Below are 14,212 nucleotides of genomic sequence, written 5' to 3'. Positions count from 1 at the left end.
GGACGCGCCCTCTACGACCTTGTTCCTCTCGCTCCGGCGAACACACGAAGAGAGTCCACACCGTGGCCAACATCAAGTCCCAGATGAAGCGCATCCGCACCAACGAGAAGGCGCGCCTGCGTAACAAGGCTGTCAAGTCCGAGCTGAAGACGTTCGTGCGCCGCGTGCGCGAGGCCGTCGCCGGTGGCGACAAGGACGCCGCGGGCGTCGCGCTCGTCGCCGCGTCGAAGAAGCTCGACAAGGCCGTCTCGAAGGGCGTCATCCACGCCAACCAGGCCGCCAACAAGAAGTCGGCGCTGGCGAAGTCGGTCAACGCGCTCTGACGCGACCGTAGCCTTCACGAAGGGCGCCACCCTCTCCACGGGGTGGCGCCCTTCGTCGTCCCCGCGGCGAACCCCCTCCCGCCGAGTGGGCAGTAGATGTCCCCTCGTCGGCCGACGAGGGGACATCTACTGCCCACTCAGCGAGGCGGGCGGGCTCAGCGAGGCGGGCGGGCTCGGCGAGGCGGTGGGCCCGGCGAGGCGGGCGGGCCCCCGGACGCGCCGAGGGCGTCACCCCCCCTGCGGGGTGACGCCCTCTGTGCGGTCGGGCCGCGGCCCTTCCGTGGGGAACGCGGTCGCTCAGTCCTGAGCCACCGCGCTCCACGCCTCCCACAGCACCGCGGGCACGGCGGGCCGGAAGCCCGCCTCCCGCAGCGCGCGGTCGAACGCCTGTGCCGCCCCGGTCACGTCGCCGTGCCCGAGGAACCGGTCGCCGAGCTCGCGCCACACCGCGGCGGACTGCCGGGACGCGGACATCATGCCGAGCATGTCGGCCGCCCAGCGGTACGCCCGGGACGCCGCCTCGACCTCGCCGCGGGCGTGCAGCGCGTCGCCGATCGCGAGCTGCGCCGCCGCGCCGTCGAGGCGGGGCTGGTCACCGAGGCGGTCGAGCGCCGCGCGGCCGTACATCTCGGCCGCGATCGGGTCGCTCTGCATGAGGTGCGCGCGGGACCGCTCGACGTCGAGGCGCGCCATCTCCACCTCGGAGCCCGAGACCTCGAGCTCCGGAGCGGCGCGGTCGAGCTGCTCGAGGGCGGTCGCCGGCTCCGCGGGGTCGCTGCGGAGCAGCAGCCACGCGTAGTTGAGCCGCAGACGCGGGATGTCGCGGCTGACCTCGCCCTCGCCCAGCAGGGCGAGCGCGCGCTCGGTGTAGCGCTTGGCCAGGGCGTAGTCGTGCCGCTGCTCCGCGACGAGCGCCGCGTTCCAGTAGACGGAGCCGCGACCGCGCGGGGTGCCGAGCGACTCCGCCTGGCGGATCAGCTCGGACGCCCGGTGCGTCGCGTACAGCAGGTCGCCGCGCTCGACGTACGCCCACAGGGTCGTGGAGCCGAGCCGCAGGTGCTCGTCGGTGCCGGTGAGGCCGGCCTCCTCGAGCTCGACGAGCTGGCGGTCGCCGACCTCGATGGCGCGGCCGAGGTCACCGGACTCCACGTAGGAGGCGACGAGGGCCGTGGCCGCCGCGGCCGCGTCGAGGTGGTGCTGCTCGGCGCGCGCCTGCGTGAGCAGCGGCTCGAGGACGCCCACGGCGGACTCGAGGTCGCCGAGCATCTCGTGCGCCTGCGCGAGCGCCAGCAGCGCCTCGACCCGCACCTGCCGGGTGACCGGCTCCAGGTCGAGCGCCAGGATCCGGTCGCGGGCCGACGAGGCCTCCCCCGACACCAGGTCGAGGCGGGCGTAGTCGAGCGCGAGCTTGGCGCGCGCCTCGGCCGGTCCCTCGTCGCCGTGCTTGAGATACTCGACGGTGGACCCGAGCCGCTCGGCGATGACGCCCAGCGCCGCGTCGGTCGGCTCGCGCCGACCGGACTCGATCAGCGAGATGTAGCTCGGCGAGAGCGCGTCTCCTGCGAGGGCCGTCTGGGAGAGCCCAGCGGCCAACCGCGCCTGGCGGACGCGGTCAGCAATGGTCGTCATGGGTGTCACTGTACCTATGACGCCTCGTGACGGCGAGCCTGTCACCCATCCGCCACGCCCCGGGCCCGGCGCGCAACGCGCCCCGGCGGCCGGCTGCATCAGCCGCGAGGCGCCGAACGGGCTCAGACCACGATCCGGCAGCAGCCCGTCGCGCCGCTCTGGATGGTGAAGCCGCCGGCTGCGTTGGCGGCGCCCGACGCGCCCAGCGTGAGGGTCAGGGCGAGAGCGGCGGTGGCGATGGCCTTCAGCGAAGTGCGCATGGGGGGTCTCCTGTCACAGAACGTTGACTCTCTGTCACGACGAGCATGACTGATGCGAAGCGCTTCGCACCACCTCCTGAGGGGTTCTGCCGGAGTTCCGCCCGATCGGGTGAATCCGACGTCACTGCGGCCCGTGTTCGCGCGATATCACCCCCGGTCGGGGGCTCGACCTCGTGTCATATGGCGCTGACTGTGGTGTCATAGATGGCATGACGAGGGGACAGGGCGACGTGGAGCGGCGGCTCGCGGACGAGATCGACGCCGCGATCCCGGATGTGCTGCGCCGGGAGTGGGACCGGCACGTCGCGACGGAGCGCGTCCTGGTCGGGCGGCAGGGGATCTTCTCTCCCCGCCTGCACCCCTTCGGGTACGAGCTCGCGTTCCGGGCACCCGGCGCCACGTCGGCGGACGCGGGTGCGTGGAGCGAGCTCCAGCACGAGCGTGCCACCAGTGCTGTGCTGCGCGCCACGTTCGGGCGTGCGGACGTGGACGAGGTCGGCCACGGCCGCTGGCTGTTCGCCCGCTGCCCGCGGGCCTTCCTCACCGGCGAGCTGCACCTGCCGAACCGTCCGGACCGCCTCGTCGTCGAGATCACCGGCACCACCCGCATCGACGGCGACGTCCTGCGCGGCGTCCGCCGGCTCCGGGAGCAGGGCTTCCGGATCGCGATGGCCGGGTTCGTGTCGCGTCAGGACCAGCGCGCCCTGCTCCCCCAGGCCGACTTCGTGAAGATCGACGCCCGGGACCTCGACCTCGAGGGCGAGCCGGTCGTCGACCTGGCGCGGTCGCACGGCGCGCTGCTCGTGGCCGAGTTCGTCGAGACCAGCGCCGAGCTCAAGGCCGGCCGACGCCTGGGGTTCGACCTCTACCAGGGCAACCTGCTGGAGCGCAGCCTCCTGGTCGACCGGTCGTCGGCGCCGCTGCTGCGGCCCGGGAACACCCTGGGGCAGCACTACATCTGATCGGCGCGGACCCGGGGCGGCGACGGTGCCGTCGGCGGCGCCCGTCGTCGGGTCGGCGCGGTTCGCGCGGTCGGTCCGGCGCGTCGCCGCCCGGCGGGCCCGTCAACGCCGGACGGCCGCCGCGATCCGCAGCACCGCACGCTCGACGGCGAACCGCGGGTCGCGGCTCGCGCCCTTCACCTCGGCGTCCGCCTGCGCCACGGCGGTGATCGCCGCCGCCAGCGCCTCGGGGGTCCACCGGGACAGCTCCTTGCGGGACCGGTCGACCTGCCAGGGTGCGAGGCCGAGGTCGCGCTCGGCGCCCGGCCCGCGGCCGCGCACGGCCGACACCTTGGCGAGCACCCGCAGCCGGGCCGCGAGCGCGGCGACCAGCGGGACCGGGTCGACGCCCGTGGCGAACGCGTGCCGCAGCAGCGCGACCGCCTCCCCCGCGTTCCCGTCGACCGCGGCGTCGGCCACCCGGAACCCGGTCGCCTCGATCCGGCCGCCGTAGTACCGCTCGACCACCTCGACGCTGATGACTCCCGTGGTGTCCGCCACGAGCTGGGAGCACGCGGCGGCGAGCTCGCGCAGGTCGCTCCCCACGGCGTCGACCAGCGAGCGGACCGCGCGCGCCTCCATCCGGCGGCCGGCGCGGCGCAGCTCCTGCGTGACGAACGAGGCCTTGTCCGCGTCGCGCTTGATCGTCTCGCACGTCGCGACGGGGTGACCCGCGGCCCGGACGGCGTCGAGCAGCCGCTTGCCGCGCTGTCCGCCGCCGTGCCGGAGCACGAGCACGACGTCCTCCTGCGGCGCGGCGACGTACGCGGTCGCCTCGAGGATCAGGTCGTCGGTGGCCTTCTCGACGTTCTCGACCACGACGACCCGGTCCTCCGCGAACAGCGAGGGGCTGGTGGCGAGCGTCAGCTCCCCCGCCCCGTACGCGGCGCCGTCGACCCGGGTGACCTCGACCTGCGCGTCCCGCTCGCGCGCGAGCCCGACGACCCGGTCGACGGCGCGCTCCGCCAGCAGCTCCTCCGGGCCGGTCACCAGGACGACCGGGGCAAGCCCCACCTCGTCCCACGCGAGGCCGGCGGGGGCGGACGACCCGCGACCGCCGCCCCGGGCGGGTCGGCGCGCGGCGGAGGTGGAGGCAGGCACCCGCCTAGGGTGCCACGGCGCGCCGACACCGGAGCACCAGGACGAGCGCGGCCCCGCACGCGCAGGCGAGCAGCACCTGGCCCGGCGGGCCGGCGACCCAGGCGACCTGGGCCCCGGGGAGGCCGGCCGTCGTGCGGGCGACGGCCGCGATCCACCAGCACGCGGCGCCGGCCACCTGTGCGCAGCACGCGGCGGCCGCGGGCCACCAGGGACCGACGACGGCCGCGACCAGGCCGCCGACGGTGGCCGGGGCGACCGCCGGGGCTGCGGCGACGTTGGCCAGGACGCTGTAGACGGGGACGGCCGGGGTGAGCACGAGCAGCACCGGCGCGCACGCGGCCTGGGCGGCGACCGGCACCGCGAGCGCGGTGGCCACGGGGCCCGCCGCCGGGCGGGGGTCGTCGCCGGGGCGTGGGCGGCGGCCCGACGCGGACCTTCCGCGGGCCCCGTCGCGCGGGCCCGACCAGCGGCGCGCCAGCGGGCCGGCGAGCAGCGCGATGCCCGCGGTCGCGACCACCGACAGCACGAACCCGACGTCCCGAGCCAGCCAGGGGTCGGCCACGAGCAGCACGAGCACCGCGGCCGCCAGCGCCGGCACCGAGCGCGACGGCCGCCCTGCGACGAGCCCGAGGATCCCCACGGCGCCCATCACCGCCGCCCGCACGACGCTCGCGCCCGGCTGGACCACCGCGACGAACCCGCCGAGCACCACCGCGAGCGGCAACCAGCGCCACCGCCGCGGCACGCCGCCGCGCGTGAGCACGGCCCGCACCACGGCCCCGAGGATCGAGAAGTGCGCCCCGGACACCGCGGTGATGTGGGCCAGCCCGGACACCCGCATCGCCTCGTCGAGATCGCCCACGCCGCGGGTGTCGCCGACCGCGACGGCCGGCAGCAGCCGACCCGCGTCGCCCGGGACCCCGGCCGCCGTGGTCACGAGGCCCGTCCGCAGCCGGTCCGCCGCCCGCAGCACGGCCGGGGGCGGCGCGCGCACCGTCGGGTCGGCGTCGGTGCGGGCGCGGGCGACCGCGCGCCGCGAGCCGTCCGGGACCGGGGACAGCCGCCCCTCGACGACGACCTCGGTGCCGTACGCGAGGTGGGCCGCGGCGGCGGGCGCGTACACCTCCACCGCGGCGCCGGTCGGCCGGCCCGCTCCCGCCCCGTGCGCCGCGCCTCCCGCCACCCCTGCGACGCTGCCGCCCGCGCCGAGGACCTCGACCGACGTCGCGGCCAGCAGGAACCGCACCACCCGGGTGCCGCCCGCGCCGCCGGGTGCCTGCGGCGTGGTGCGGACGGTCCCGACGATGCGCACCCGCACCCGCTCCTCGGCGAGCCCGCGCACGTCGCCGGCCTCGCGGAGGAGCACCTGCAGCGCGGTCGTCAGCAGCAGGACCGCGACCGCCCCGAGCGCCAGACCCGCCTGCGCCCGGCCGGCGAGCCGCACGGGGATCCGCTGCGGGCGCGGGGCCGGCGCACGCCGCGCCGACCCGGCGAGCGCGCCCACGGCCGCGAGCCCGACCACCGCGGCACCCGCCGCCAGCGTCCCGGGCGACCCGCCGACGACCACCGCCGCCGCGCCCCACACCGCCGACGCCGCGGGCACCAGCCGCACATCGACCGCCTCGTCCGCGCTCACACCCGCACCAGCTCCCGGATCTGACCGAGTACCGCGGGCCCGATCCCGGACACGTCGAGCAGGGCGTCCACGCTCCCGAACGGGCCGTTCGCCTCGCGCCACGCGACGATGCGGTCGGCGAGCACCGGCCCGATGCCGGGAAGGCCCTGGAGCTCGGCGCTGCCGGCGGTGTTGACGTCCACGACGCCGCCCGAGCCGTCCGCTCCCGGAGCCCCGGCGACCCCACCAGCACCGCCGACGTCGGCGGCCGGCTCCTCCCCCGGCGCCGGCACCCGGATCTGCGCCCCGTCCTGGACGACGGCCGCCAGGTTCAGCCCGGCGAGGTCCGCGTCGGGCAGCGCGCCGCCGGCCGCGGCGACCGCGTCCGCCACGCGGGAGCCCGCGGGCAGCGCCACGACGCCCGGGGAGGCCACCTGTCCGACGACGTGCAGCCAGCCCGTCGCCTCCTCGGCGGGCGCGGTCTCGTCCGCCGCGGCGGTGGCGGGGGCGGTGACGGCGGGCTCCTCGACGGCGACGGGGTCCGCCGTCGGCTGCGCCGCCGACCGCAGCGCCACGGCCCCGCCGACGAGCAGCAGCGCGCCCAGCGCGACCGCCGCGGTCCGCGGCGCCAGCCGCCACCGCACGAGGCCCGCGAGCCGCAACCGCTCGCCCGGTGCGGGCTCGGCCTCGTCCTCCATCGGCCCCGGCCCGGCGTGGTCCACCGGGACGCCCGGCGCCGCGGAGCGTGCCGCGTCGCGGAGCCGGGCCCGACCCGCCGCCACCGGTCCGGGCGCCGCCGTGACGTCCTCGGGCGGGGCCTGAGCCGCCACCACGGGCGCCGGACGGTCGTCCCGCGCGCCGCGGGGCGGACCGTCGTGGCGGGGGTCGGGCGCCGGGCCGCCGTCGTACCAGGTCATGCCGCGACGCTAGGGCGGGCCCCCGCTCTCGGACCGATCCCGGCGGCGGGACCTGGGGACGACGCACCGCCGACGACCTGTGGAGGGCTCGACGCCCGCTCGTGAAGCCGGGCGGGGACCCCCCGGGTCCGGGACGCCCACCGGTCGCGCTCACCGGTCGGTGACGGTCACCGCCAGCGCCCCGACCCCGAGGTGCCCGCCGAGCACGGCCCCGACCTCGCGCACCAGCACCTCGTCGAGCCCGAGCGCCGCGCGCAGCCGCGCGGCCACCTCCTCGGCCGCCTCGGGCCGCCCGAGGTGCTGCACGCCGACGCGCACGACGCCGTCCGCGGCACCCGGCACGCCCGCGCCCCGGTCCGTCCCCCGGTCCGGCCCCGCCCCGGCGGTCGCGCCCGTCCCCGCCTCGACCCGCCGGGCCACCTCGGCGACGGCCAGCGCGTGCAGCCGGTCCCGCGCCGCGCGCCGGGTCCGCACCCGCTCGGCGACCTCGATCCGCCCGTCCCGGAGCGTCAGCACGGGGCGCAGCCCGAGCACGGTCCCGAAGGCCGCCGCCGCGGCGGACAGCCGGCCGCCCCGCCGCAGGTGGTCGAGCGAGTCCACGACGAACCACGCGGCGGTCGACCGCCCGACCTGCTCGGCGGTGCCGGCCACGGTCGCGCCGTCGGCCGGGCCCCACACGGTGCCCCGCGCGGCCTCGGCGGCGGCGAGCGCGGCGAACCCGAGGCCGAGGCCCGCGCTCCTCGAGTCGACGACGTGCACCGGCAGCGGCGCGAGCTGCGCGGCGAGGCCGGCGGCGCGCACGGTCCCGGACAGCTCGCCGGACAGGTGCACGGAGACGACCTCGGCGGCCCCGCGCGCGGCGGCGGCCTCGTAAGGCGGCGGCGAACGCGGCGGGCGGCGGCTGCGACGTCGTGACCCGCCGGCCCGACTCCAGCGCGGCGGCGAGGCCCTCGGGCGTGAGGTCCACGCCGTCCCGGAACCGCTCGCCGTCGGCCGCGACGTCGAGCGGGACCACGTCGATCCCCCACGCCGCGGCGTCGGCCGCCGTGAGGCAGGACGTCGAGTCGGTCACGACCGCGACGCGCGGCGGCGCGGCGGGCGCGGGGTCCGGGTCGGCCGCGCGCGACACCCGCCGCAGCCGGCGCGCGACGCGCTCGGCCCACGCGGCGGGCACGACCGCGATCCGCAGCCCGGCGGGCGCAGCGCCGCGCCCCGCCCCCGCGCCGCGCGCGGTGGACGGGGCGTCGGCGCCCTCCGGCACCGTCAGGCCGGCACCACGTTGACGAGCTTCGGCGCCCGCACGATCACCGTGCGCACGTCGCGCCCGGCCATCGCGCGCTGGACGCCGGGGTCGGCCAGCGCGAGCTCGCGCAGCGTGGCCTCGTCGGCGTCGGGCGCGACCTCGGCCCGCCCGCGGACCTTGCCCTGCACCTGGAACACGCAGGTCACGGAGTCCTGCACCAGGTACTGCGGGTCGACGGCCGGGAACGGCTCGTGCGCGAGCGACCGCTCGTGGCCCAGGCGGGACCACAGCTCCTCGGCCAGGTGCGGCGCGACGGGCGCGGTCATCAGCACGAGCTGCTCGGCGACGGTCCGCGGCACGGCGGGGAGCGACGTCAGGTGGTTGTTGAGGACGATGAGCTTGGCGATGGCGGTGTTGATCCGCATCGCCTGCATGTCCTCGCCGACCTCGGCGATCGTCCGGTGCAGGACGCGCAGCGTCTCGACCGCCGGCTCCTCGTCGACCACCGTGACCGCGCCGGTCTCCTCCGAGACGACGTTGCGCCACACGCGCTGCAGGAACCGCTGCGCGCCGACGACGGCCCGGGTCTCCCACGGGCGGGACAGGTCGAGCGGACCCATCGACATCTCGTAGACGCGCAGGGTGTCCGCGCCGTACTCGGCGTACATCTCGTCCGGGGAGACGGCGTTCTTCAGCGACTTGCCGATCTTGCCGTACTCGCGGAACACCTCCTCGCCGTTCCAGGTGAAGCCGGACTCGACCGACTCGTCCTCGACCACCTCGGCGGCCGGGACGTACACGCCGCGCACGTCGGTGTAGGCGTACGCCTGGATGTAGCCCTGGTTGAACAGCTTGTAGAACGGCTCGCGGCTGGACACGTGGCCCAGGTCGTACAGCGCCTTGTGCCAGAACCGGGCGTACAGCAGGTGCAGCACCGCGTGCTCGACGCCGCCGACGTACAGGTCGACGCCGCCCGCGCCGTGGGTGTCGCCGGGGTTGTGGCCCGGGCCCATCCAGTACTGCTCGAGCGCGGGATCCACGACCTGGCCGGTCGCGTGCTGCGGGTCCAGGTAGTGCAGGTAGTACCAGCACGACCCCGCCCAGTTCGGCATGGTGTTGGTGTCACGCCGGTAGACCTTCGGGCCGTCGCCCAGGTCCAGCGTGACGTTGACCCAGTCGTCGTTCCGGCTCAGCGGCGCCTCCGGCGAGGAGTTCGCGTCGTCGGGGTCGAAGGTGCGCGGCGCGTAGTCCGGCACGTCCGGCAGGTCGACGGGCAGCGACTGCTCCGGGATGGCGATCGGCAGGTCGTTCTCGTCGTAGACGATCGGGAACGGCTCGCCCCAGTACCGCTGCCGGCTGAACAGCCAGTCGCGCAGCCGGTAGGTGGTGGTCCGGGACCCGGCGCCGCGCTCGGCCAGCCAGTCGACGATCCGGGTCTTGGCCTCGGCGACCGACAGCCCGTCCAGGCTGATCTCGTCGTTCGATGAGTTGATGATCGCGCCGTCGCCCGTCCAGGCGCCCTCGTGGCCCTCCGGCGGCTGGACGGTGTGCACGACGGGCAGTCCGAACGCCTCGGCGAACGCGAAGTCGCGGGTGTCGCCGCCGGGGACGGCCATGATCGCGCCGGTGCCGTAGCCCATGAGGACGTAGTCGGCGATGAACACGGGCAGCTGGGCGCCGTTCACCGGGTTCAGCGCGTAGCCGCCGGTGAACACGCCGGTCTTGCGACCGGCGTCCGCCTGCCGCTCGACGGCGGTCTTGGCGGCGGCCTCGCGGCGGTACGCGGCGACGGCCTCGGCCGGGCTCGACGCACCCCCGCGCCACGTCTCCGGCACGTCCTCGTCCCAGGACGGCTCGGACTCCGCGACGATCGCGTCCACCAGCGGGTGCTCCGGCGCCAGCACGACGTAGGTCGCGCCGAACAGCGTGTCGGGGCGGGTGGTGAAGACGGTCAGCGGCTCGTCGGCGTCGGTGACCTCGAAGTCGACGTGCGCGCCCTCGGACCGGCCGATCCAGTTCCGCTGCATCGCGGTGACCTTCTCCGGCCAGTCGATCAGCGACAGGTCGTCGGCCAGGCGGTCCGCGTAGGCGGTGATCCGCATGTTCCACTGCCGCAGCGTGCGCTGGAACACCGGGAAGTTGCCGCGCTCGGAGCGCCCGTCGGAGGTGACCTCCTCGTTGGCCAGCACCGTGCCCAGGCCCGGGCACCAGTTGACCGGGGTCTCGGACACGTAGGCCAGGCGCTGCCCGTCGACGACCCGGCGGCGCTGCACCTCGTCCAGGTCGGCCCAGGCGGCACCCGCCTCCACGCCCTCGACGCCGTCCGGCACCGCGCGGGCGCCCGACTCGTACGCCTCGACCAGCGTCGACACCGGCCGGGCGGCGCCGCGGCCGCCGTCGGGCCGCACCGCGTCCTCGTCGTACCAGGACTCGAAGATCTGCAGGAAGATCCACTGGGTCCAGCGCACGTAGTCCGGGTCGATCGTGGCGAACGACCGGCGCGGGTCGTGCGCGACGCCCAGGCGCTTGAGCTGGCGCGCCATGATCTCGATGTTCGCCTCGGTGGTCGTGCGCGGGTGCTGGCCCGTCTGCACCGCGTACTGCTCGGCGGGCAGGCCGAACGCGTCGTAGCCCAGCGCGTGCAGCACGTTGTCGCCCTGCATCCGGCGGAACCGCGCGACCACGTCGGTGGCGATGTAGCCCAGCGGGTGGCCGACGTGCAGGCCCGCGCCCGAGGGGTACGGGAACATGTCCATCACGAAGAACGGGCGCGCGCCCTCGCGGGCCGAGGCGCCGTCGCCGTCGGTCAGCGCGCTGCCGGCCGGGTTGGCCGCGAAGAACGTGCCGCGCTCGACCCACTCGTCCTGCCACCGGAGCTCGATCTGCTGGGCGAGCTCGGCGGTGTACCGGAACGGCACGTCCTGGCCGCCGGCGGTGGCCGGGACGGAGGCGGGATCGGGCTGGGTGCTGGCGGGCGACGTCACCGGGGAAGTCTATCGACGCCCGCGGGCGTCGCCGGACGCCGCCGGGACGCCCGTCCGCCGGGGTCAGGCGGTGCGCCGCCGGGCGGCCCCGCCCAGCACGATCCCCGAGATGACCAGGCCGACCACGGTCAGCCCCGCCCCGACCCACGCCGGCGCGACGTAGCCGAGACCGCCGGCGATCACGAGGCTCCCGACCCAGGCCCCGAACGCGTTCCCGGCGTTCAGCGCGGAGTGGCACAGCGCGGCGCCGAGCGACGGCGCGGTCGGCGACAGGTCCATGAGCCAGGCCTGCAGCGAGAGCCCCAGGACCTGCGTCGTCACGCCCAGCAGCACGATCGCCAGCACGCCGGGGACGACCCACTGCGCGAGCACCGCGATGAGCACGAGCGCGACGATCGTCGACGCGAAGCCGAGCAGCACGGTCCGGGCGACGGAGCGGTCGGCCAGCCGCCCGCCGAGCAGCGTGCCGGCCGTCATGCCGACGCCGAACAGCGCGAGCACGATCGGCACGGTCGCCTCGGCCAGCCCGGTGACGTCGGTCAGCAGCGGGGACACGTAGGAGTACACGGCGAACATGCCGCCGAACCCGATCGAGCCCGCCGCGCACGCCACCCAGAGCCGCCCGTTGCGCAGCGCGCCGAGCTCCGCGCGCACCGTCGCGCCGTCCCGCACCGGCAGCCCGGGCAGGAACCGGAGCAGCGCCAGCAGGGTCAGCGCCCCGAGGACGCCCACGGCGACGAACGCCACCCGCCAGCCGAACACCTGCCCCAGCACGGTCGACAGCGGCACGCCCACGACGTTCGCGATCGTCAGGCCGGCCATCATCGTCGCGACGGCCTGACCGCGGCGGCCCGGTCCCGCGACGTGCGCGCCCATCACGGCGCCGACGCCGAAGAACGCGCCGTGCGGCAGACCCGCGACGAACCGCGCCGCCACCAGCCAGCCGAGCGACGGCGCGAGCGCCGAGAGCACGTTGCCGACGGTGAACGCCGCCATCAGCAGCAGGAGCAGCCTCCGGCGATCCATCCGGGCGGCGATCGTCGTCAGCAGCGGTGCGCCGACGACGACGCCGAGCGCGTACGCGGTGATCGCGTGCCCGGCCTCGGGGATCGTGGCGTCGAGGTTCTCCGCGATGAGCGGCAGCAGGCCCATCGTCGCGAACTCGGTGGTGCCGATCGAGAACCCGCCGAGCGCGAGGGCCAGCAGCGGCAGCCGCGCGCGGCGGCGGACCAGGCTCGGGTCCAGGACCACGTCGGTGTCGACGGCGGGCCCGGTGCCCGGCGTGCTCGTGTGCATGTGCGGCTCCCGCGGTCGTCGTCGGTGGACCGCGTGGAACCCGGCGGCTGGCGCGCCGACGGGTGCGGCGGCCCGTCCCGGCAGACCGCGTCGGCGAGGAGTCCGGTGCCGCCCAGCCTACCGGCCGGTCGGTCGCGGACCGCGGGGCGGGTCAGGCCGGGTCGAGCAGCACCCAGATCGCCCGCGCGGCGACCTCGCCGAGCTCGACCGGCCGCGCCTCGGCGGCGGCGCCCACGGCCTCGGCCGCCGCGTCCGCGAGCGACCCGCCGTCGAGCGGGGGCAGGACGCGCACCGCGGTCATCCCGGCGAAGTCCCGCCGCTCGACGACCTCGACGCGCGCGTCCAGCACGACGCCCACCGAGGCGAGGTACCGCAGCAGGCCGGGGTCGGCGTCGGAGATCCGGGCGATCCGGCCGGACCCCGAGGTGAGCTCCCAGAGCATGTCCGCGGCGGGCGTCGGCACGGTGCCGTCGGGCGCGGGGATCGGGTCGCCGTGCGGGTCGCGCGTCGGGTGGCCCAGGCGCGCGTCGATCCGCTCGACCATGAGGTCCGACACGGCGTGCTCGAGCACCTCCGCCTCGTCGTGCACCTCGTCCCAGGCGTAGCCGAGCTCGCTGACCAGGAACGTCTCGATCAGCCGGTGCCGGCGGACGACCTGCACCGCGTGCCGGACGCCCTCCTCGGTGAGCGTGATCGCCGCGTACGGCGCGTGCTCCACCAGGCCCTGGTCCGCGAGCCGGCGCACGGTCTCCGACACGGTCGACGCACCGACGCCCAGCCGCTCGGCGAGCATCTTGGTGGTCACCGGGGCGGACGACCACTCGCGCGCGGTCCAGACGACCTTGAGGTAGTCCTGGGCCACGGGGGTCAGGTCGCTGGTCTCGCTCACGCCGACAAGGTTAGGGCCCGCGGCCGCCACCCCATCCGCGTCGCGCCCGCCGAGGTCGTCGGTTCCGTCCGCCACAGGGGGTGCGGAACCGACGACCTCGGGCGGAACCGACGACCTCGCGGCCGCGGTCAGCCCTGGGCGTCGCGCCAGGCCACCCACTGCTCGACCAGGCCCAGGTCGTAGTCCGGGCCGCCGACGCCGACCGTGAACAGCGTCACGCCCGCCTCGACCAGCGGCGCGGCCACCTCGGCGGGCGGCGCGCTGACCCCGACGCTGCGCTCGACCAGCGCCGCGGTGTCCCGGCCGACGGCCTCGCCGTGCTCGTCGAGGATCGCGCTCTTGCGGGTCAGCGTGTCCAGGTCCCCGAACGAGTGCCACACGTCGGCGTGCTCGGCGACGACGCGCAGCGTCTTCCGCTCGCCGCCACCGCCGATGAGGATCGGGATGTCGCGGGTCGGCGCCGGGTTGCCGGCCGCCAGGCGCGCCTTGATCCGCGGCAGCGCCGACGCCAGCTCGGCGATCCGCGTGCCCGGGGTGCCGAACTCGTAGCCGAACTGGTCGTAGTCCTTCTCGAACCAGCCGGCGCCGACGCCCAGGATCAGGCGGCCGCCGCTGATGTGGTCCACGGTGCGGGCCATGTCGGCCAGCAGCTCGGGGTTCCGGTACGAGTTGCAGGTCACCAGGGCACCGATCTGCACCCGGCTGGTCTGCTCGGCCCAGGCGCCGAGCATGGTCCAGCACTCGAAGTGCTTGCCGTCGGGGTCGCCGTAGAGCGGGAAGAAGTGGTCCCAGTTGAAGATCACGTCGACGCCCAGGTCCTCGGCGCGGCGGACCGCGTCCCGGATCTGCGCGTAGTCGGCGTGCTGGGGCTGGATCTGGACTCCGATGCGGAGCGGTCGCGTCATGGACAGACCGTACGTCCGCGCGGACGGGCGTGCGCCCGGCGTCTACGCT

The 14,212-nt window shown here is 76.3% G+C and carries 12 protein-coding genes and 1 pseudogene; 2 read left to right on the top strand and 11 right to left on the bottom strand.

What is annotated here, in order from left to right; all coding sequences use genetic code 11:
* Positions 1 to 62: 62 nt before the first annotated feature.
* Complete coding sequence (gene rpsT, locus FKM96_RS16220; RefSeq protein WP_147796102.1) at positions 63 to 323, top strand: 30S ribosomal protein S20; 261 nt, start codon at positions 63 to 65, stop codon at positions 321 to 323.
* Between the two features lie 297 nt (positions 324 to 620).
* Here rpsT and FKM96_RS16215 read toward each other — a convergent pair whose 3' ends face one another.
* Together FKM96_RS16215 and FKM96_RS20800 are read right to left on the bottom strand one after the other, a co-directional pair.
* A complete protein-coding gene (locus tag FKM96_RS16215; RefSeq protein WP_147796101.1) occupies positions 621 to 1,952 on the bottom strand; it encodes a helix-turn-helix transcriptional regulator in 1,332 nt (443 codons plus the stop codon).
* A 122-nt stretch (positions 1,953 to 2,074) separates the two neighbouring features.
* Positions 2,075 to 2,212 carry a hypothetical protein gene (locus FKM96_RS20800; RefSeq protein ID WP_168217006.1) on the bottom strand — a complete coding sequence of 46 codons (138 nt, stop codon included), beginning with the start codon at positions 2,210 to 2,212 and terminating at the stop codon, positions 2,075 to 2,077.
* Between the two features lie 209 nt (positions 2,213 to 2,421).
* On the opposite strand from FKM96_RS20800, the gene FKM96_RS16210 reads away from it, so the two are divergent.
* Positions 2,422 to 3,174, top strand: a complete 753-nt coding sequence (locus tag FKM96_RS16210; RefSeq protein ID WP_147796100.1) for an EAL domain-containing protein — start codon at positions 2,422 to 2,424, stop codon at positions 3,172 to 3,174.
* Positions 3,175 to 3,276: 102 nt separating this feature from the next.
* On the opposite strand, the gene holA is transcribed toward FKM96_RS16210, so the two are convergent.
* The 9 genes and pseudogenes from holA to FKM96_RS16170 all read right to left on the bottom strand — a co-directional run bounded on the left by holA (position 3,277) and on the right by FKM96_RS16170 (position 14,163).
* Positions 3,277 to 4,314, bottom strand: a complete 1,038-nt coding sequence (gene holA / locus FKM96_RS16205) for a DNA polymerase III subunit delta (protein ID WP_147796099.1) — start codon at positions 4,312 to 4,314, stop codon at positions 3,277 to 3,279.
* Positions 4,315 to 4,318: 4 nt separating this feature from the next.
* Entirely contained in the window at positions 4,319 to 5,950 is a 1,632-nt protein-coding gene (locus FKM96_RS16200; RefSeq protein ID WP_147796098.1) for a ComEC/Rec2 family competence protein, read from the bottom strand.
* Positions 5,947 to 6,846: a ComEA family DNA-binding protein gene (locus FKM96_RS16195; RefSeq protein WP_246855029.1), complete on the bottom strand. Its 900-nt coding sequence runs from the start codon at positions 6,844 to 6,846 to the stop codon at positions 5,947 to 5,949. The genes FKM96_RS16200 and FKM96_RS16195 overlap by 4 nt, the downstream gene beginning before the upstream one ends.
* 150 nt (positions 6,847 to 6,996) lie before the next feature.
* Positions 6,997 to 7,677: a DegV family protein gene (locus FKM96_RS16190; RefSeq protein ID WP_256375926.1), complete on the bottom strand. Its 681-nt coding sequence runs from the start codon at positions 7,675 to 7,677 to the stop codon at positions 6,997 to 6,999.
* Positions 7,678 to 7,780: 103 nt separating this feature from the next.
* A pseudogene (locus FKM96_RS21865) lies at positions 7,781 to 7,918 on the bottom strand (DegV family protein); the annotation flags it as partial.
* A 191-nt stretch (positions 7,919 to 8,109) separates the two neighbouring features.
* The gene (gene leuS / locus FKM96_RS16185) at positions 8,110 to 11,073 is read right to left on the bottom strand and encodes a leucine--tRNA ligase (RefSeq protein WP_371300439.1); all 2,964 of its coding nucleotides are present in this window, start codon (positions 11,071 to 11,073) and stop codon (positions 8,110 to 8,112) included.
* 63 nt (positions 11,074 to 11,136) lie between these two features.
* A complete protein-coding gene (locus tag FKM96_RS16180; RefSeq protein ID WP_147796097.1) occupies positions 11,137 to 12,369 on the bottom strand; it encodes an MFS transporter in 1,233 nt (410 codons plus the stop codon).
* A 151-nt stretch (positions 12,370 to 12,520) separates the two neighbouring features.
* Entirely contained in the window at positions 12,521 to 13,258 is a 738-nt protein-coding gene (locus tag FKM96_RS16175; RefSeq protein WP_246855028.1) for a metal-dependent transcriptional regulator, read from the bottom strand.
* A gap of 128 nt (positions 13,259 to 13,386) precedes the next feature.
* Positions 13,387 to 14,163 (bottom strand): LLM class F420-dependent oxidoreductase, encoded by a 777-nt coding sequence (locus FKM96_RS16170; protein WP_147796096.1) that lies wholly within the window; start codon positions 14,161 to 14,163, stop codon positions 13,387 to 13,389.
* Positions 14,164 to 14,212: the final 49 nt, after the last annotated feature.

It is taken from the genome of Cellulomonas sp. Y8, from assembly GCF_008033115.1.
GTDB lineage: Bacteria > Actinomycetota > Actinomycetes > Actinomycetales > Cellulomonadaceae > Cellulomonas.
The sequence above is the reverse complement of the archived record's forward strand: the minus strand, read 5'-3'. Positions and strand labels throughout refer to the sequence as shown.

Bases quoted from the DNA above. Each gene is read 5' to 3' on its own strand.
- FKM96_RS16215 (WP_147796101.1), bottom strand. From the start codon at position 1,952: ATGACGACCATTGCTGACCGCGTCCGCCAGGCGCGGTTGGCCGCTGGG.
- FKM96_RS20800 (WP_168217006.1), bottom strand. From the start codon at position 2,212: ATGCGCACTTCGCTGAAGGCCATCGCCACCGCCGCTCTCGCCCTGACC.
- FKM96_RS16210 (WP_147796100.1), top strand. From the start codon at position 2,422: ATGACGAGGGGACAGGGCGACGTGGAGCGGCGGCTCGCGGACGAGATC.
- FKM96_RS16195 (WP_246855029.1), bottom strand. From the start codon at position 6,846: ATGACCTGGTACGACGGCGGCCCGGCGCCCGACCCCCGCCACGACGGT.
- FKM96_RS16180 (WP_147796097.1), bottom strand. From the start codon at position 12,369: ATGCACACGAGCACGCCGGGCACCGGGCCCGCCGTCGACACCGACGTG.
- FKM96_RS16170 (WP_147796096.1), bottom strand. From the start codon at position 14,163: ATGACGCGACCGCTCCGCATCGGAGTCCAGATCCAGCCCCAGCACGCC.